Source organism: Streptomyces sp. NPDC051211, from assembly GCF_040689505.1.
Classification (GTDB): domain Bacteria; phylum Actinomycetota; class Actinomycetes; order Streptomycetales; family Streptomycetaceae; genus Streptomyces.
This window is the reverse complement of record NZ_JBFBAV010000002.1, coordinates 458,541-476,339: the sequence shown is the minus strand read 5'-3', so window position 1 is coordinate 476,339 and position 17,799 is coordinate 458,541. Positions and strand designations below refer to the sequence as shown.

18 protein-coding genes and 1 pseudogene are annotated in these 17,799 nt (G+C 74.5%); 10 read left to right on the top strand and 9 right to left on the bottom strand.

Annotation, left to right across the window (positions count from 1 at the left end):
* Positions 1 to 289 precede the first annotated feature (289 nt).
* The 3 genes from AB0447_RS05135 to AB0447_RS05125 form a co-directional block, all read right to left on the bottom strand.
* Positions 290 to 1,534, bottom strand: coding sequence for an FAD-dependent oxidoreductase (locus AB0447_RS05135; RefSeq protein WP_366475074.1), 1,245 nt, complete (start codon positions 1,532 to 1,534; stop codon positions 290 to 292).
* 177 nt (positions 1,535 to 1,711) lie between these two features.
* Entirely contained in the window at positions 1,712 to 2,629 is a 918-nt protein-coding gene (locus AB0447_RS05130) for a TIGR01777 family oxidoreductase (RefSeq protein WP_366475073.1), read from the bottom strand.
* Positions 2,630 to 2,824: 195 nt separating this feature from the next.
* Positions 2,825 to 3,523, bottom strand: coding sequence for a VIT family protein (locus AB0447_RS05125; protein WP_366475072.1), 699 nt, complete (start codon positions 3,521 to 3,523; stop codon positions 2,825 to 2,827).
* A gap of 116 nt (positions 3,524 to 3,639) precedes the next feature.
* Between AB0447_RS05125 and AB0447_RS05120 the strand changes: the two genes are divergently transcribed.
* Positions 3,640 to 4,728: a PP2C family protein-serine/threonine phosphatase gene (locus tag AB0447_RS05120; protein ID WP_366475071.1), complete on the top strand. Its 1,089-nt coding sequence runs from the start codon at positions 3,640 to 3,642 to the stop codon at positions 4,726 to 4,728.
* Between the two features lie 177 nt (positions 4,729 to 4,905).
* Here AB0447_RS05120 and AB0447_RS05115 read toward each other — a convergent pair whose 3' ends face one another.
* Positions 4,906 to 5,160 carry a hypothetical protein gene (locus AB0447_RS05115; protein ID WP_366475070.1) on the bottom strand — a complete coding sequence of 85 codons (255 nt, stop codon included), beginning with the start codon at positions 5,158 to 5,160 and terminating at the stop codon, positions 4,906 to 4,908.
* A gap of 239 nt (positions 5,161 to 5,399) precedes the next feature.
* Between AB0447_RS05115 and AB0447_RS05110 the strand changes: the two are divergent.
* Positions 5,400 to 5,696: pseudogene (locus tag AB0447_RS05110) on the top strand (RNA-guided endonuclease TnpB family protein); the annotation flags it as partial.
* A gap of 47 nt (positions 5,697 to 5,743) precedes the next feature.
* Positions 5,744 to 6,115 (top strand): ArsC/Spx/MgsR family protein, encoded by a 372-nt coding sequence (locus AB0447_RS05105; RefSeq protein ID WP_366475069.1) that lies wholly within the window; start codon positions 5,744 to 5,746, stop codon positions 6,113 to 6,115.
* Between the two features lie 83 nt (positions 6,116 to 6,198).
* On the opposite strand, the gene AB0447_RS05100 is transcribed toward AB0447_RS05105, so the two are convergent.
* On the bottom strand, positions 6,199 to 7,044 hold the full coding sequence (locus AB0447_RS05100; RefSeq protein ID WP_366475068.1) for an alpha/beta hydrolase: 846 nt from the start codon (positions 7,042 to 7,044) through the stop codon (positions 6,199 to 6,201).
* A gap of 89 nt (positions 7,045 to 7,133) precedes the next feature.
* On the opposite strand from AB0447_RS05100, the gene AB0447_RS05095 reads away from it, so the two are divergent.
* From AB0447_RS05095 to AB0447_RS05085, 3 genes are all read left to right on the top strand, one after another.
* Positions 7,134 to 7,559, top strand: a complete 426-nt coding sequence (locus tag AB0447_RS05095) for a MarR family transcriptional regulator (protein WP_366475102.1) — start codon at positions 7,134 to 7,136, stop codon at positions 7,557 to 7,559.
* Between the two features lie 237 nt (positions 7,560 to 7,796).
* On the top strand, positions 7,797 to 9,221 hold the full coding sequence (locus AB0447_RS05090; RefSeq protein WP_366475067.1) for a PLP-dependent aminotransferase family protein: 1,425 nt from the start codon (positions 7,797 to 7,799) through the stop codon (positions 9,219 to 9,221).
* Between the two features lie 88 nt (positions 9,222 to 9,309).
* Complete coding sequence (locus AB0447_RS05085) at positions 9,310 to 9,984, top strand: hypothetical protein (protein WP_366475066.1); 675 nt, start codon at positions 9,310 to 9,312, stop codon at positions 9,982 to 9,984.
* Between the two features lie 27 nt (positions 9,985 to 10,011).
* Here the strand turns inward: AB0447_RS05085 and AB0447_RS05080 are convergent, their stop codons facing one another.
* A complete protein-coding gene (locus tag AB0447_RS05080) occupies positions 10,012 to 10,980 on the bottom strand; it encodes a Gfo/Idh/MocA family oxidoreductase (RefSeq protein ID WP_366475065.1) in 969 nt (322 codons plus the stop codon).
* Positions 10,981 to 11,185: 205 nt separating this feature from the next.
* Here AB0447_RS05080 and glnII point away from each other — a divergent pair, with 205 nt between their 5' ends.
* Together glnII and AB0447_RS05070 are read left to right on the top strand one after the other, a co-directional pair.
* Positions 11,186 to 12,205, top strand: a complete 1,020-nt coding sequence (gene glnII / locus AB0447_RS05075; protein WP_366475064.1) for a glutamine synthetase — start codon at positions 11,186 to 11,188, stop codon at positions 12,203 to 12,205.
* Between the two features lie 438 nt (positions 12,206 to 12,643).
* Positions 12,644 to 13,270, top strand: a complete 627-nt coding sequence (locus tag AB0447_RS05070; protein ID WP_366475063.1) for a winged helix-turn-helix domain-containing protein — start codon at positions 12,644 to 12,646, stop codon at positions 13,268 to 13,270.
* 108 nt (positions 13,271 to 13,378) lie between these two features.
* Here the strand turns inward: AB0447_RS05070 and AB0447_RS05065 are convergent, their stop codons facing one another.
* Together AB0447_RS05065 and AB0447_RS05060 are read right to left on the bottom strand one after the other, a co-directional pair.
* Positions 13,379 to 14,905 (bottom strand): PepSY domain-containing protein, encoded by a 1,527-nt coding sequence (locus AB0447_RS05065; RefSeq protein WP_366475062.1) that lies wholly within the window; start codon positions 14,903 to 14,905, stop codon positions 13,379 to 13,381.
* 62 nt (positions 14,906 to 14,967) lie between these two features.
* On the bottom strand, positions 14,968 to 15,729 hold the full coding sequence (locus AB0447_RS05060; RefSeq protein ID WP_366475061.1) for a hypothetical protein: 762 nt from the start codon (positions 15,727 to 15,729) through the stop codon (positions 14,968 to 14,970).
* A gap of 97 nt (positions 15,730 to 15,826) precedes the next feature.
* Between AB0447_RS05060 and AB0447_RS05055 the strand changes: the two genes are divergently transcribed.
* Together AB0447_RS05055 and AB0447_RS05050 are read left to right on the top strand one after the other, a co-directional pair.
* Entirely contained in the window at positions 15,827 to 16,417 is a 591-nt protein-coding gene (locus AB0447_RS05055) for a rhomboid-like protein (RefSeq protein ID WP_366475060.1), read from the top strand.
* 50 nt (positions 16,418 to 16,467) lie between these two features.
* Complete coding sequence (locus AB0447_RS05050; protein WP_366475059.1) at positions 16,468 to 17,262, top strand: tyrosine-protein phosphatase; 795 nt, start codon at positions 16,468 to 16,470, stop codon at positions 17,260 to 17,262.
* 133 nt (positions 17,263 to 17,395) lie between these two features.
* Here AB0447_RS05050 and AB0447_RS05045 read toward each other — a convergent pair whose 3' ends face one another.
* Positions 17,396 to 17,788, bottom strand: coding sequence for a VOC family protein (locus tag AB0447_RS05045; protein ID WP_366475058.1), 393 nt, complete (start codon positions 17,786 to 17,788; stop codon positions 17,396 to 17,398).
* Positions 17,789 to 17,799 lie beyond the last annotated feature (11 nt).

The following is a 17,799-nucleotide window of genomic DNA, read 5'->3' as shown; positions in this document are numbered from 1 at the left end:
TCCCGAACTGGGGCTCCGCCCCAGACCCCGCTCCTCAAACGCCGGAGGGGCTGGGTAGCGCTCCGACCCCGGCGGGGCTGGGTGGGTGGGGCGCCGCCCCGATCGCACGCCTCAAACGCCGGAGGGGCTGGGGTGGTACCACCCGGCGGGGCTGGGTGGGTGGGGCGCCGCTCCGGTTGCAGGCCTAAAACGCCGGCGAGGCTGGGGGTGCCGCACGGTCGGGCCGGGTGGGTGGGGCGCCGCCCCGGAGCCTGGGCGTGCTGCGAGTCCGGGGCGGCCGGGGCCGGGGTCAGGCTGCTGCTGGGAGGGAGGGGGTGGAGGTGGGGAGGGTGAGGCCGAAGTCGCGGAGGACGGCTGCCGACGCCCGCCGGGCCGACTGCAAAGCCCCCTGCACCGTGTTCGTGTCCCGGTGGTCCCCGCACACGTACAGCCCCGACAGCACCCGCACCGCCTTCCGCAGGTCGTGCGGCGGCGGCATCGCCGGCACCGCCTCCGGGGTGTGGTGCACCGCCAGCAGCTCCCAGTCGCGGGTCGCGGTGTCGTACAGCCGGGCCAGCCGGGACGCCACCGTCCGCAGCGGTGGCGGCGGGCCCAGCACCGTCGTGGTGACGAGGGAGCGGCCGGCCGGCGCCCTGGTCGGGTCCACCGCGCTCATCACCGCGGTGTGCGCCACCGGCCAGCGCGGGTCCCCGTCCAGGATCAGCGAGCCGTCCGACGGCAGGGCCGGGGCGGTCGTGTGGTGCACCACGGTGACCTCGTGGAACGCCGGGACCCGCAGCCCCGGCAGCAGCTCCGCCGCCGCCCGCGCCCCCGTGGCCAGCAGGACCGCCCGGCAGCGGAACGCGCCGTGCTCCTCGGTGGTGACCACGTTGACGGAAACCGACCGGACGCGTACCCCGGTCAGGACCGTGCCCGGCGGCAGCCCGGCGGCCAGGAGTTCCGGCAGGGCCGCCGCGCCGCCCTCGGGCACCGCCAGCCGGCCCCGGGCGAACCCGCGCAGGGCCAGGTCGGCGACCCGGCTGGACGTGCCCAGGCCCGGGTCGCAGAGCAGTGAGGCGAGCAGCGGCCGGAGCAGCATCGCCCCGCGCGCCCGCAGCGCCGCCGCGGCGGTGCGTTCGGGCCGGGCCAGCACCCGCTCCACCGGCAGCGCGGCCAGCCGGCCGAGCGCGGCGCCGAGCCGCGCCTGGTCCAGGGACCGGCCGGCCAGCGCGCGGACCGGGGTGAGCGTTCCGGCGCGCACCTGCTTCCCGTCCTCGGTGTGGACCAGCGCGCCCGGCGCGAAGGGCCGGAGCACCAGGTCCTCCAGGCCCGGCGTGCGGTCGAGCTCCGGGTAGGAGGTGTTGAGCAGTTGGCCGATCCGGTCCAGCCGGAACCCGTCGGCCGTGTGTTCCGTGGCCATCCGGCCGCCGGAGCCGTCCGCTGCTTCCAGAACGGTGACCGATACCCCCGCTGCAGTGAGGTGGTGTGCCGCCGCGAGTCCCGAGACTCCGGCTCCCACAATGACGACGTCCGCGTGGTGTGCGCTGCTGAGCACGTGCCCCTCCCCGAGGTCGGCGCGGCTTTGTCTCGTCCTCTTTCCCCAACGGGCTCCAGGATTACCCGAGTCGGCCTCACCAATTCCGAGCAGATCCGGTCGCACAGCGGTCGCACACGAGCACGAACGGTCGCACAGCGGTCACGCGGACGGCGCGCCGTGATCGGCAAGACACCCCTAGCTGTGCGGCTCGCCGCGTACGGCCGCCGCCCGGATCGCCTCCTCGACTCCTGGGTAGCGGAAGACGAAGCCCGACTCCAACAGCCGGGCCGGCCGGACCCGCTGACTGCCCAGCACGTCCTGGGAGAACTCCCCCAGCGCGATCCGCAGGGCCCAGGCCGGTACCGGGAACGGCGTCGGCCGGTGCAGCACCCGCCCCATCGCGGCCGTGACCTCACGATTGGTCAGGGGCTGGGGGCCGCACAGGTTCACCGGCCCGGCCAGTCCAGGCGTGTCGATCAGGTGGCGCAGCGCCGCGATCTGGTCGTGCAGGGCGATGAAGGACCAGTACTGGCGCCCGTTGCCGAGCCGGCCGCCCAGCCCCGCCCGGAAGATCGGGAACAGCCGGCCCCAGGCCCCGCCGTCCCGGGCGACGACCAGGCCGGTACGGGAGAACACCGTCCGGACGCCCGCCTGATGGGCGGGGGCGGCGGCCGCCTCCCACTCCACGCACACCGAGGGCAGGAAGCCTTCCCCGGCCGGCGAGTCCTCGTCCGCCATCCGGTCGCCGGTGTCCCCGTAGTAGCCGATGGCCGACGCGTTGACCAGCACCCGGGGCGGCTCGTCGAGGGCGGCGACGGCGCGGGCCATGGCGGCGGTGCCGAGCACCCGGCTGTCCCGGATCTCCTTCTTGTACGCCGCGGTCCACCGGTGGTCGCCGACGCCCGCGCCGGCCAGCTGCACCACCGCCGCGCAGCCGGCCAGCCCGGCCGGGTCGACGTATCCGCCGCGCGGGTCCCAGCACGCCTCGTCGGGTGCGCGGGGCGGGCGGCGCACGAAACGGACCACCTCGTGCCCGTCGGCGCGCAGCGAACGGACGAGCGCCTTGCCGATGAGCCCGGTCGAGCCGGTGACCGCGATCCGCATGCGACTCATTCTGGCCCGCCGGGCCCGGTCCGGGCGATGGTCGAGGACCGGTCCGCGGCGGCGCATGCGGTGCTTCGCATGGCGGAGGGGCGCCCGTGTACCGGACCTGCTCGGGCGCTCCGACAGCGCGGCGAGGTGCGGTGCCGGGCGGCCCGGACCCGGCCGTGATCGGACGGAATCGGCCGTGATCGGCCGGAACGAGCCCTAGGTGGATCCGAGCCAGGTGCCGACCGCGTAGGTGACGGTCATGGCGAGGGCGCCGCCCGCCACGTTGCGCAGGACCGCGCGCGGCACCGGCGCGTCGCCCAGCCGGGCGCTCAGCCAGCCGCACAGGGTGAGTGCGCACAGCACGGCGGCCACGGTGACCGGCACCCGGTGGGAGGGCTCGGGCAGCACGATGGCCAGCAGCGGCAGCAGCGCCCCCACGGTGAAGGCGGTGAGGCTGGCCAGGGCCGCGTGCCAGGGGTTGGCCAGCTCGTCGGGGTTGATGCCGAGCTCGACGCGGGCGTGGGCGCGCAGCGCGTCGCGTTCGGTGAGCTGGACGGCGGCCTCGCGGGCGACGCCCCGGGTGAGGCCGCGCGCGGCGAGCAGTTCCGTGAGCTCGTCGAGTTCCGCCTCCGGGTCCTCGGCGAGTTCCCGGCGCTCCACCTCCAGGGCGGCCCGCTCGGAGTCCCGCTGGGAGCTGACGGACACGTACTCCCCCGCCGCCATGGACAGCGAGCCGGCGAGCAGCCCGGCGACGCCGGCGGCCAGGATCGCGGACCGGGCGGTGGTGGCGCCGGCCACGCCGACCACCAGGCCGGCGGTGGAGATGATCCCGTCGTTGGCGCCGAGCACGCCGGCGCGCAGCCAGTTGAGGCGGCTGCTGATGGCGGCGCTCTGCGGTTGCCCGTTGTCTGCCACGGCACCACTGTCCCGGCCGGGCGGGCACGGGGCCAGCCGGGGCACCCGGGGCACCCGGGGCACCCGGGGGAAGCGTCCGGGGTGCGGGGGCTCCGCCGGGGCACCAGGGTGGAGGGGTGAGACGCGGACGGCAGGAGCCGGGCTGGCTGCGCGGGGCGCCGCCGCCTCGCTGGACCCGGTTCGCGCCCGTGGTGGCCCTGGTGGTGCTGGTGTTCGCCCAGCGGGCCACTCCGGGCACGGTGGAGCTCGGCTTCTTCCTGGCCGCGCTGCCGCCGGTCGCCGCGTTCTCGTACGGGGCGACGGGGACGGCGGTGTTCGCGGCGGCGGTGCTGGTGCTGCTCGGGGTGCCCGCGCTGGGGGTGGGCAATGCCCGGGGCACGGACCTGGCGACCGTCGCGACGGTGGGGCTGCTGAGCGTGGTCATCGCCTGGGTCCGGCGGCGCCGGGACGCCCAGCTGGTCAGCGTACGGACGGTGGCGGAGGCGGCCCAGCTGGCGGTGCTGCCGCCGGTCCCGGAGCAGGTGGGCCGGGTCCGCTGCTCGGGCCTGTACCGGGCGGCGCAGCGCGGCACGCTGGTCGGCGGCGACCTGTACGACGTACGCGCCGGGCCGTACGGGGTGCGGGCGGTGGTCGGCGATGTCCAGGGGCACGGCCTGGCGGCGGTCGGGACGGTGGCCTCGCTGCTGGGCGCCTTCCGGGAGGGGGTCCTGGACGACGCCGAGCTGGGTGCGGTGGCGGCGCGGCTGGACCGGCGGCTGGTGGAGGACTCGGCCGGGGTGGAGCACGCGGAGCTGTTCGCCACGGCCCTGCTGCTGGAGTTCCCGCCGGGGCGGAACCTCGTACGGGTCGTCTCCTGCGGGCATCCGCCGGCCCTGCTGCTGCGCGGGCCGACGGCGGAGGAGGTCGCGGTGGAGCCGGGTGCTCCGCTGGGGCTGGGGCTGGCGGGGGTGGCTCCGCCGGCCGTGGCGGACGTACAGGTGCGGCCGGGCGACCGGCTGCTGCTGCACACGGACGGCGTGACGGAGGCGCGGGACGCGGCCGGATACTTCTACCCGCTGCGCGGCCGGGTGCCGGTGGTCTGCTTGCCGGGTGATCCGCCGGCGGCCGTGGTGGCGGCGGTCTGGCGGGATCTGGAGGCGTTCACCGGCGGCGGGCCGCGGGACGACGTGGCGGTGCTGGTGCTGTCCGTGCCGGTGTTGCCGTGAAGGGTGTCTCCTGCCGGTCCCCGCCGGGCCGGGCTCGCTTCCCCCGCACGATGGGCACGACGCCCGCCCTGCACGACGCCCGCCCCGCAGGGCGCCGGCTCCGCAGGACGCCCGCCCCGCAGGACGCCGGCCCCGGGGAGCTCGCCGGGGCCGGCGCATGGTCGCGACCCGGCCCGGTCAGCGGCCGTCGCGGAGGAAGGAGCGGACCATCCGGCAGGTGACGTTGGACGGGCGCCGGATGCCCGTGCGGACGGCCATGCTGCGGATCTTCCGGTTGGTGGCGCGCTCGGGGTCGTAGGTACCGGAGTCGAGCAGGGATATGGCCAGGCGCATGGCCTTGAGGCGGCGGTTGTGGGACTCGTACCACTCGCGCGGCAGACCCGCCGGCAGCGGCTTCTTCTTCGGCGCAACAATGATCGCGGCAGCGGCCATCTACAGCCTCCCAAACGGTAGTTGGCGTTCTGTCGTTCTGCTCTCGATTCTACTTCCGGGCACTGACAAAGGCCCTGGCCAGGCCTCGCTTCACCTGATGTTCGAGGAGGCTCCGACCTTCAGGAATCCGCCTTTCGAGTTGACTGATCGCCAGTCGGTGCGTGCGTGATCGCTCACTCGTTCGTGGGATCGTCGGGGAATCCGGGCGAGGGGCGGGGGCGCGTCGCTACGGTCGCGTCATGACGACTACGGACACTGGCGGGGATGCCGGGCATGCCCGGTGGACTTTCCGGCTGCGCGTGTCGTCGACCGCCGGCACGGTCCTGTTGGGTGAGTGGGACCGCTGCCGGTGGGTCTGGAACGAGTGCGTTGCCAAGTCCACGCAGACACACATCCGGAACAAGAGGCAGCCTGCGGGCGCGGACCAGCGAACGTGCGGGCCGGCCCAGCTGGACAGGATGCTGACCGAGGCCCGTGCCAAGACCGCGTGGCTGCGGGAAGGGTCCAGCGTTCCGCAGCAGCAGCTGATCCGGGATGGAATCTCCTCCCTTCAGGCAGGGGAGCATTCAATAAGCTGTCGGCCATGGAGATCTGGATCAATCCCGCGTGTTCGAAGTGCCGCAGCGCGGTGAGTCTGCTGGACGCGGAGGGCGCCGAGTACACCGTGCGCCGCTACCTGGAGGACGTGCCGAGCGAGGCCGAGATCCGGGAGGTGCTGGGCCGGCTGGGCCTGGAGCCGTGGGACATCACGCGGACCTCGGACCCGCTGGCCCGGGAGACCGGCGTACGGGAGTTGCCGCGCGAGGAGACCGACGCGGCGCGGGACCGCTGGATCGCCCACCTTGCCGCGCACCCGAAGCTGATCCAGCGCCCGATCATCACGGCGGACGACGGCACCGCGGTGGTGGCCCGCACCGAGGAGGCCGTACGGGAGGCGCTGTCCCGCACGGCCTGACCGGGACGGCTTGACCGGCACGGCCTGACCGACACGACCCGGCTGAGGGCACGGCCGGGCCGACACGGCCTGACCGGGACGCCCTAACCGAGGCGCCGCACGATCTCGTCGGCGGCGATCTGCGGCGTGCCGTGGTGCGCGACCCCCTCCAGTACGCCGACCCGCGCACCCGGCAGCGCCTCGGCGGCCGCGCGGGCGGCCCGCCGGGCGGCGTGGCAGCGGGCGGCCCCCGCGAAGAGCACGAGCACCTCGGGCCCCCGGTCCCGCAGACGGGTCAGGTCGGGGCGGGGTCCGGTGACGGGGCGGGCGGAACGGAACCCGGCGGTCTCCTCCTGGAGCCGCAGCCATGCCGGGTCGAGGGCGGCCCCTCCGGTCTCCCAGGCGAGGAATCCGCGGATCCGGGCCGGGGTCGGCCGCAGCAGCATGGGCAGGGCGCGCAGCAGGTAGCCGGGCCGGTAGCCCGCGAAGACCTGGGTGGGGTCGAGGAGGACGAGCCGGGAAAGCCGGCCGGGGGCGTGGACGGCGTAGTGGGCGGCGATCCAGCCGCCGTAGGAGTGCCCGAGGAGTTCGACGGGGCCCTCGCCGTCGGGGCCGAGGCCGAGGCCGTCGAGAACCGCGTCCAGCCAGGCGTTGAGGTCCGCCACCGAGCCGATCCGCGCCCCTGCGGCGGGCACGCTGAGCCCGGGATCCCCGACCAGGTCCACGGCGTGCACCCGGCGGCCGGCAGCGAGCCCGGCGGAGACGCACGCGCCCCACACGGTGGAGGTGGCCCCGCCGCCGGGCAGCAGGACGAGCGGCGGGGCGCCGGCCGGGCCGGTGCTGTTGACCCGGGTCAGACCGTAGGGCGTGGGGAGTTCGGTGGCGTCGACGGGCTGGGGCCACTGCCGGAGGGCGGCGGCGTAGGCATCGCGGAAGGACTTCTGCACCATGGAACGACCTCAATCCCTCGATGGGCGATAATCTCGCTCAGCGAGAGATATTAGGCGGAGGCGATGTGGTCGACAACCGGGAACGGGATATGGAACTGGTGCACCTGCTGCGCGCGGTGACCGTGGAGTTCGGGCTGCGACAGCAGGAGTTCGCGGCCCGCAACGGCATGCACCTCACGGACGTCCGGGCGCTGATCTGCCTGTTGGACGCGGACCGGGCGGGCGAGCCGGCTTCGGCGGGGCTGCTGGGAGCCCGACTCGGCGTCAACTCGGCGGGCACCACGGCCGTGATCGACCGCCTGGAACGCCTGGGTCACGTCGTCCGCGTGCGCGATCCGCAGGACCGCCGGCGGGTGCTGCTGCGGGTCTCCCCCGCGGCGGTGGAGCTGGGCAGGGCCTTCTTCGGGCCGCTGATCGACGGGCTGCTCGACGCGGTGGGCACGTTCAGCGCGCCGGAACGGGACACGATCCGACGCTTCCTGACGGCGGCACAGTCGGTCTTCACGGCGCAGTAGCCGGGACGGCGCAGTAGCCGGGACGGCGGAGAGCCGGGACGGCGGGAGGGCGGAGAGGGCTGCTGCGGTGCACAGGAGGTCCGCGCACGGCCCGCATGGCGGCCGCGCACCCGCATAGGGTCGGCGCACGGCCCGCATACGGTCGGCTCACGGCCCGCATGGCGTCCGCCCACGGCCCGCATGGCGTCCGCCCACGGCCCGCATGAGGTCGGCGCACGGCCCGCATAGGGTCGGCGCATGACCCGCGACGGCACCGGCAGCGATCTGCACCTGGAGCTCCCCCCGCACGGCCCCCGCCGTCCCGCACTCACCCGCGCCCTGCGGGAAGCCGTACGCAGCGGCCGGCTGCCCGGCGGGACCCGGCTGCCGCCGTACCGCGCGCTGGCCGCCGACCTCGGCATCGCGCGGGGGGCGGTCGCCGACGCGTACGCCGAGCTCGTCGCCGAGGGCTGGTTCACCGCCCGGCAGGGCTCCGGCACCCGGGTCGCCGAGGGACTGGCCCGCCCCGAGGCGGACTCCCCGCGGCGCCCGCCCGGCGCGGCCGAGACCACAGCCCCCGGAGCCGGACAGCCCCGCTTCGACCTCGCCCAGGGCAAGCCCGACCCCGCCTCGTTCCCCCGCGCCGCCTGGGCCGCGTCCGCCCGCCGGGCGCTCGCCGCCGCCCCCACGGAGGCGTTCGGCCCCGGGGATCCGCGCGGCCGGCCCGAGTTGCGGCGGGCGCTCGCCGAATACCTGGCGCGGGCGCGGGGCGTGCGGGCCGATCCGGAGCACATCGTGGTCTGCTCCGGCTTCGCCAACGGGCTGCGGCTGCTGACCTCGGTCCGACCCGCCGACTGGGCCGTGGAGGCGTACGGGCTGCCGTTCCACCACGGGATCCTGGACGCCGCCGGGGTCCGCCCGCACCCCGTGCCGATCGATGCGGGCGGCGCCCGGACCGACGTGCTCGACACCCTGCCGGCGCGGGTGCGGACCGTACTCCTGACGCCCGCCCACCAGTTCCCGACCGGTGGTCCGCTGCTGCCCGCCCGCCGCACGGCCGCCGTCGAGTGGGCCCGGTCGCGGCCGGGTGGGCTGCTGGTGGAGGACGATTACGACGGCGAGTTCCGCTACGACCGCAAGCCGGCCGGTGCGCTCCAGGGGCTGGATCCCGCGCGGACCGTGTACGCCGGTTCGCTGAGCAAGAGCCTGTCCCCCGCGATCCGGCTGGGCTGGCTGGTGCTGCCGGACGGGGTGCGGGAGGAGGTCCTCGCCGCGAAGGGGGTCCGGGAGTCCTGGGCGAGCGCCCTGGACCAGCTGGCGCTGGCCGACTTCCTGGAGTGCGGGGCGTACGACCGGCAGGTGCGCCGGATGCGGCAGCGCTACCGGGAGCGGCGGGACCGGCTGGTCGCGGCGCTGGCGGCGGGCGCGCCGGCGGTGCGGGTGACCGGGATCGCGGCCGGCCTGCACGCCGTACTGGAGCTGCCGGACGGCACCGAGGCGGCCGCGCTGGCCGCCGCCCGGTCGGCGGGCCTGGCGCTGGACGGGCTCTCCGGCTACCGGCATCCCCGCTGCCCGGACCCGCCTCGAGAGGGGCTGGTCGTCGGGTACGCGGCCGCGCCGGACCGGGCCTTCGACCGGGCGCTGGACGCCCTGGTGGGGGCGGTGGGGCGGGCGACCTCGTAGGGTGGCACAGGTTGAAACGGTCAATTGGGGTGAAAGCCGCACCCCCGGCGGCAGCCGGACCGCCGGGAAGGAAGAGGACAGGACAGCCGTGACCACCGACCCCACCGACCCCACCGGCCCGGTCGGCCCCACCGACCGGATCGGCCCCACCGACCGGCCCGCTCCGGACACGACCCCGGCCCCGGCCCCGACGCCGACGCCGACGCCGAATCCAACGCCGAATCCGACCCCAACGCCGAACCCGACGCCGAACCCGACGCAGCAGCCGTTGCCGCTGCCGCCGCCCCGCCGGGCTGCGGACTGGATGTTCGGCGGGGTGTACGGCACGGTCCTGGCCAGCGGCCTGCTCGCCGCGCTCGACCAGGAGACGGGCGACTACACCCCCTTCTACGACGCCAGCTGGGTGCTGGTGACGGCGGGCGTGGCCGGGCTGGCGCACGGCTACGCGCACCACATGTCCACCCACCAGCCGGGTTCGGCCGCCCACCGCTGGCGGGCGCTGGGGCGGGCCCTCTGGCACGAGTGGCCGATGGTGGTGGCCACCCTGCCGACCGTGCTGCTGCTGGTCATCGCGGGGATCACCGGCTGGGGTTCGCCCGGCACCACCGCGGTCGGGCTGGGCGTGAACACCGCGCTGCTGTTCGGCTGGGGGTCCTTCGTGGCCCTGCGGGTGGGGTACCGGGTGCCCTCGGCGCTGGCGATCGGGGCCGCGGACGCCACCCTGGGCTTGGCGATCATCGTGGCCAACGCCGTGATCAAGTAGCCGCCCGGGCAGCAGCTCGGGCGTGGTTCAGGAGGCGGCTGTCAGCAGGGCTTCCGCCTCCGCGAGGATCTCGGTGAGGCGGAGTCCGAAGTCCGCGCCGCGCGGATCGGGCACCCCGGTGCGGGCGGCGGTGAGCAGCGCGTCGACGGCCCGCCCGTACGCGCCCGGTACGTCACCCCAGTCGGGCAGTCCGAACACGCCCTCGGAGCCGCGCAGCTCCAGGCCGACTCCGGCGGCGGCACGCGGCGCGGCAAGGGAGAGGACGGCGGTGCTGGCGGCGCCGGAGCTGTGCCGGAGCAGCAGCTGCACGGTGTCGGCGGGGCCGCGGGCTGCGCTGACGGCCGTGACCTCGCCGAGCACCGGGATCAGGACGGAGAGCGCGTGCGGGCCGACGTCCCACAGCCCGCCCTTGGCGCGCCGCCAGGGCGAGTCGGCGTAGGGACTGGGCGCGCCCCGGGCGGCGCCGGCGGGGCTGCCCTCGGGGGCGAAGACGGCGCCGAGCCAGTGGGCGGAGGCGGTGAACCAGCCGCCCCGGGCGGTCTGTTCCCCGACCCAGCCGGCGGCGGGTTCGGCGAACCGCAGGGTGAGGAAGACGACGGAGGCGACGCCGTGCTCGGCGGCGGCCTCGGAGACGGCGCGGGCGTCCGCGACGGTGGTGGCGACCGGCTTGTCGAGCAGCAGGTGGCAGCCGGCCGCGGCGGCCCGTACGGCCAGCGGGGCCTGTACGTCCGGCGGCAGGGCGAAGGCCACGGCGTCACAGTCCGCGAACAGCGCGTCGGGGTCTTCGTACACCTTCACGCCGTACTTCTGCGCCAGCTCGGCGGCGGCGTCGGGGCGGCGGCCCCAGACGCCGGCGAACTCGGAGCCGGCGTGGGCGGCGAGGGCGGGTGCGTGGGTGCGGTGGGCCCAGGGGCCGGTGCCGAGCAGCCCGATCCGGGGCAGCGGGGGCCGGCCGGCGGAGTCCAGGGCAGGGTTCAAATCGTACGAAATGCTCACCCGCTCAGTCTGCCCTACCCGGACGGGGGCACCCGCACCGAACCGCTCAACCCGCCCGACCTGGAACGGAACCCCCGGTAACACGGGGTTCACACACGGGCAACGGATGGGAAATCGCGACGGGGCACGCTGCGGTCATCACCGCAGCGACCCGCAGCGACCCGCAGGGCCGCCGTCGCACCCGCAGAGTCTGAGGATGGGGCCCGTGAGCTACAAGGCTGAGTACATCTGGATCGACGGCACCGAGCCGACCGCGAAGCTTCGTTCCAAGACGAAGATCCTCGAGGACGGCGCGGAGCTCCCCATCTGGGGCTTCGACGGGTCCAGCACGAACCAGGCCGAGGGCCACGCCTCCGACCGGGTGCTGCAGCCGGTGTTCTCCTGCCCGGACCCGATCCGCGGCGGCAGCAACCTGCTCGTGCTGTGCGAGGTCCTGAACATCGACATGACCCCGCACGAGTCCAACACCCGTGCGCTGCTGCGACCGGTCGCGGAGAAGTTCGCCGCTCAGGAGTCGATCTTCGGTATCGAGCAGGAGTACACCTTCTTCGACGGGACCCGGCCGCTCGGCTTCCCGGTGAACGGCTTCCCGGCGGCCCAGGGCGGCTACTACTGCGGTGTCGGCGCGGACGAGATCTTCGGCCGCGAGATCGTCGAGAAGCACCTCGACCACTGCCTGGCGGCGGGCCTGAGCATCTCGGGCATCAACGCCGAGGTCATGCCCGGCCAGTGGGAGTTCCAGGTCGGCCCGGTGGGCCCGCTGGAGGTCTCCGACCAGCTGTGGATCGCGCGCTGGCTGCTCTACCGCACGGCCGAGGAGTTCAACGTCTCGGCGACGCTGAACCCGAAGCCGGTGAAGGGCGACTGGAACGGCGCGGGCGCGCACACCAACTTCTCCACGAAGGCGATGCGCGAGGACTACCGCGCCATCATCTCCGCGTGCGAGGCGCTGGGCGAGGGCAGCAAGCCGCTGGACCACGTGAAGAACTACGGCGCGGGCATCGACGAGCGCCTGACGGGTCTGCACGAGACCGCCCCCTGGAACGAGTTCAGCTACGGCGTCTCGGACCGCGGCGCCTCGGTCCGCATCCCGTGGCAGGTGGAGAAGGACGGCAAGGGCTACATCGAGGACCGCCGCCCGAACGCGAACGTGGACCCGTACGTCGTCACCCGTCTGATCGTGGACACCTGCTGCACCGGCCTGGAGAAGGACGGCCTGGTCTGACCGACCCGGCTCCCGGCCACTGGCTCATAGCCCCCGGCCCCTGACCCCTGGCTCATTGCCTCCGCACGCCCGTCGCGCCTTCCGGTGCGGCGGGCGCTGCCAGTTGAGGACATGTCGGAAATCGCTCGCGGAATTTGAGATTCCGATCCAGCAGGTGAGACGGGGTCTGCCCCGGCCGCACCGCATCTGCTTCAATGAGCCCATGGCCAGCCATTCGCACACCTCGACCGGTCGCAGCGACCTCGAGCCGTTCTGGCCGTCCCGTCAGGATCACGACTTCGACCGGGTGTGTTGCCGCGCGAAGAACGCGCCGGCCCTCTAACGCCTTCCGGAACCTCGAAACCCGACCTTCCCGAAGGCCTTCGGTCTGCGCGGCACGACTACGACGTACATCCGTCTCCGTCTCCTGCCGACTCCGCGTGAAAGAGCTGACCACTCATGGCGAACACCCGTACCCTCTCCTCCGCTGCGACCGCCACCGCCACCGCCACCGCATCTCCCGCGCAGGCGCCCTTCCCGTTTCCAGCCGGCCCCCGGCACCGGCTGCGCGCCGTCGACCGTGACGAGGTCGCCCGGGTGGTGGACCTCCTCCCGCCCGGCGCCACGTGGCTGCCCGCGCCGCAGCACACGCTGCCGGCGCTCCCGGGCCAGCCCCCGATGATCGGCTACCTGGTCCTCGTACCGGCCGACCAGCAGCCGCAGATCTCCCTCGCGCCGCAGCCCGTGCCGGTACCGGTACCGGCACGGACGGAACCGGCTGCGGGCGCCGCCGGGATCGAGGGCGACGCACTCGTCCGCATCGACCCCGCCCAGCGCACCGCCGAGGTCGACGGCCGGGTCCTGGACCTGACCTACCTGGAGTTCGAGCTGCTGGCCCACCTGGTGGCGCACCCGCACCGGGTGCACAGCCGGGACCAGTTGGTGACCACGGTCTGGGGCTACGGTCACGTCGGCGACGGCCGCACGGTCGACGTCCACGTGGCGCGCCTCCGCCGCAAGCTGGGGGCGCAGCACCGGGGTGCCATCCAGACGGTCCGCCGGGTGGGCTACAAGTACGCGCCCTGAGTCCGGCTCCGGGTCTGAGTCCGGGTGTGAGTCCGGGTCCGAGTCCGAACGGCCTGCGGGCCCGTACTCCGTGGAGGAGTACGGGCCCGCAGGCGCTGATGCGTACTGCTACGCGGACACGGCCGCGGCCGCCCGGCGGCGCTTCGCCACCCAGCCCAGCGCCACGTCGACCAGCAGGAACACCAGCAGGCTGATGCCCAGCATCGGCACGAACCAGCCGACCAGCGCCACCACCGCGGCCAGCGGCAGCAGCAGGGTCACCGGCAGCCGGCGCCACGCGCCGCGCGGCTGCGGCCGCCCGACGGACAGCGCCCGGTCCTTCGTCGGCCGGCGCAGCCACCACATCCGGTAGCCCCAGAAGACGAGGAACATCACGCCGACCGCGAGCGCGGCCAGCGCCAGCTGGTTGACCAGGCCGAACATCAGGCCCATGTGGACGTCGATGCCGAAGCGGGTGAGCTTGGCGAGCACCGGGTAGTCGGCGAACCGGAGTTCGTCCACGACCCGCCCGTCGGCCGGGTCCACGGCGACGGCATCCAGGTGGACCGGAACCTGCTTGTCCCGCTCCTTGACCACATAGCCCTTGCCCCCGGCCGGCAGGGTGATCTGCAGGCTCTCGGTGACACCCGCGGCCCGGGCCGCCTCGACGGCCTCGTCGATACCGACGTCCGCCCGCGGCGGCATGATCATCTTGCCGTCGGCGCCGATCTGGTGCCCGGCGTGCTCGTCGCCCCCGGCCCCGGCCCCCGAACCGCCGTCGACGGCGGCGGACACGGACGGGGTGGCTCCGCCGAGCCGGTCCTGCAGCTGCCCGATGTTCTCACCGGCGTACTTCGACCAGGTCAGCCCGGTCGCGGACAGGACGACCAGACCGGCGACGGCCCACAGGCCGACCGTGCCGTGCCAGGACAGCGTCCGCCGCCGGCCGGCCGGCGCCTTCCGCTCCGGCAGCACCAGCTGCGCCTTGCGGCTGCGCCGGCGGCCGACCCACAGCGCGAGCCCGCCGAGCGCGACCACCCACAGCCAGCTGGCCGCGAGCTCGCTGTAGTTCCGGCCGAAGTCCCCCAGCTGGAGGTTCGCGTGGAACTCGCTCAGCCAGGCGCGCAGCGGCAGCGCATCGCCGGAGGTGGCCAGCTCGCCGCGCACCTCGGCCGTGTACGGGTCGACGAACACGGTGAGCGTGCGGTCCTGCCCGACCTCCGGGCTTTCCATGATCACCCGAGTGGTGGACTCCGCGTCGGGGCCCGGCCACACCGCGACGACCTCGCCCTTCGGCGCGGCCGCCTGGGCGGCCTTGACCTGCTCGCCGAGCGGCAGGGCGGAACTGCCGACCTTCGCGACGGTCAGTTCGTCCGAGTAGACGATCTTCTCGGCCTGGAAGGAGAGGGCGTAGAGCAGGCCGGTGGCGGCGGCCACGAACAGCAGCGGGGCTATGAGGATGCCCGCGTAGAAGTGGACCCGGAGGAGCAGCGGGCGCACGGCGGACCAGGCGCCCTGCCGGCCGCTCCCCCCGCCCTGCCCCTGTTCCTGTTCCTGTCCCTGTTCCTGTCCCTGCTCCTGCTCGCGTTCCTCTTCCGCTCCGCGGTCGAGGGGAGGGTCCTGGACGGGGGCGTCCTGGATTTCGTCAATGGCCATGATGGTCCCAAGGGTTGGCGTAGACATGGGGAAACCGGCCCCAGGTCACGCCGGTTCGCCGGTCAGGCGCAGGCAGGACGGCCGGGGGCCGTGGCTCGGGTGCTCGGCCACCGGGGCGGCCCCCGCCGGACCACGGCATGGGCGTGCACGGCCCCGCGCAGCCTGCGCGGCCGTTCCTGCGTACGGGAGGCGGAAGCGGAGGCGCCCGGAGGTTCCGGCAGTACGGGCGGGCGCACCGCGGCGAGGGCCGGGACCCGGCGGAGCGGTTCGGCGGCGAGGACCGCCAGCACCCGCAGGGCCCGCGCCATCCGGAAGACGGCGGCCTCGCCCCAGGCGAGCCACCCGGCGCAGAAGAGTCCGGCCAGCACGTGCGCGGCGATCATTCCGAAGCCGCCGTGCCCGGCCATGCCCGCCATATCGGCCATGCCCGTCAGGTCGGCCGTTGCGGGAGCGTCGGCGGCCGTACCGCTCATGCCACTCATCCCGCCCATGTCCATGCCGGGCACGTGGTGGTGGGCGTTGTGCTCCGGGGCGGGGGTCCCGCCCGGGGCGGCGGCCGGATGCCCGTGCGTCTGGCTTCCGGAGAAGACCAGGTGGAGGATCCCCTGCAAAGCCAGCAGCGATACCGCGATGCCCGCCGGTCCGCGCCGCCGCCCGGCACCCAGCCAGGCCAGCCCGCCGGTCACTCCGAAGGCGGCCAAAAGCCCACCGGCCGGTACATCCGTACCGGACATGGACGAATGCCCCACCGCAGCCAAGGCCACACACACTGCCGCGAACATCGCGGCCCGCGTGGCGCGCATCGGCGCGGGGGTTTCCGTCATGGCGGGGAACATGCTCCCACCTGCACTCTCGGGCAGGGAGGGCGGGTACCCCGATCCCGGTCGCACGCCCCCGGCACACATGGCGGATCATGATCCGATGACCTCTCTGCTTCTGGCACCGGTGTACGCGGGCGGCGTCCAGCTCGGCGCGTACGCCCTGGAGCGGCTGGATCCGGCGGAGCGCGAGCGGATCCTGCGGAGCTGCTCCACCAATGTCGACAATCTGGCCGCCGGGCGCTGGGAGACGCTGCTGAGCAGCGCCGTCGTGGTCGAGGAGCCGATGCCGCTGGCGTACGCGCTGCTGCTGCTCGCCGTCCTCGGCTACGCCGAGTACGCGTACGGGGCCTGGTGGACGGCCGGGGTCTTCCTGCTCGGGCACGCCGGCGCCACCCTGCTCGTGTACGGGGCGCTGCGCGCCGGCTCGCCCGGGGCCGAGACCCGACGGGCCCTGGACGTCGGCGCCAGCTACGGCTTCAACACGGTGCTGGGGGCGCTGACCTCCGCACTTCCGCGCGGCCCGGTACGGCATGCGACGCGGGCGGGTCTGCTGGCGCTGGCGGTGCGTCCGGTCCTGAAGCGCGACCGGACCTTCACCGACGCCGGCCATCTGGTGGCGATAGGGCTGGGCATCGGGTTGTCGCTGGGCCTCGATTACCTTTCCGCCGCAAAGCGTCGGAAAATCACATAACCGGCCCGACCGATCCACCCGCCGCCCCGTACACCGCTGGAGCCACCACGATGACCGCCACCTCCTCCACCACCGTCGCCAATCTCCGCGACCTCGGCGGCACCCCCCTCTCCGGCGGCCGCACCGTGCGTCGCGGGCTGGTGCTCCGCTCCGGCCAGCTGGACCGGCTGGACCTTGGCGCGGACCCGGTGGTGGCCGCGCTGGGGATCCGTACGATCATCGACTTCCGCACCGACGTCGAGCGCGGCGAGCACCCGGACCGGGTCCCGGAGGGTGCCCGCCTGCTGGTGCAGGACGTACTCGCCGACAAGGTCAGCTCGGGCCGGCTGCCGGTCGCGGCCCAGCTCAAGGACATCCTGGCCGACCCGATCCGGGCGGAGGAGCAGCTGGGCGCGGGCAGGGCCGAGGCCCTGTTCGGGGACATCTACCGGTCCTTCGTCAGCTCCGCCTCCGGCCAGGCCGCGTACCGCACCCTGCTGACCGAGCTCGCCGACCCGGAGTCCGGTCCGCTGCTGTTCCACTGCACGGCGGGCAAGGACCGCACCGGGTGGGGGGCGACGGTGGTGCTGGCGCTGCTCGGCGCGGACGAGGAGACCCTGATGGCCGAGTACCTGTCGGTGAACCCGGCGGTCCGGCAGGCGTTCGCGCCGATGATCGAGGGCTTCACGGCGGCCGGCGGCAATCCGGACATCGCGCTGGCGCTGATCGGCGTGGTTCCCGGCTACCTGCAGGCCGCGCTGGACGAGGTCGGCACCCGCTACGGCTCGATGGAGAAGTACGTCCGCGAGGGCCTCGGCGTCCCGGACGAGACGGTCGACGCGCTCCGCGCCCGACTGGCCGCCTGACCGGCCTGACTTGCCTCACTGGCCTGACTTGCATCACTGGCCTGACCGGCCTGACCGGCCGCCTGACGGCGGCGACGCCGGCGGCCCCGGTGCGGGTGGCGGGCCGAGCCCGGCCACCCGCACCGGTCGGCCGCTAGCCCGCTTCGGTGAACGTGTACGGGCGGGTGATGATCTCCATGCCGTGGCCGGACGGGTCCAGGAAGTACAGCCCGCGGCCACCGTGGTGATGGTTGATCTCGCCCGCCTGCTTCAGCCGCGGATCGGCGTAGTAGGTGATCCCGCGCGCCTTCAGGCGCTCGAAGGCCGCGTCGAACTCCTCGTCGGAGAGGAGGAACGCGTAGTGCTGAGAGACGATCGACTCGGCGGGGACGGACGCGAAGTCCAGGGTGACGCCGTTGGCCGTGTCGACCGGGACGAACGGGCCCCATTCGGTCCCGACTTCGAGACCGAGGATGTGTGCCAGGAATGCGGCCGACTCCCGGTTGTCCAGGGAGTGGATGATGGTGTGATTGAGCTCGACTGCCATGGGTGAGTGCC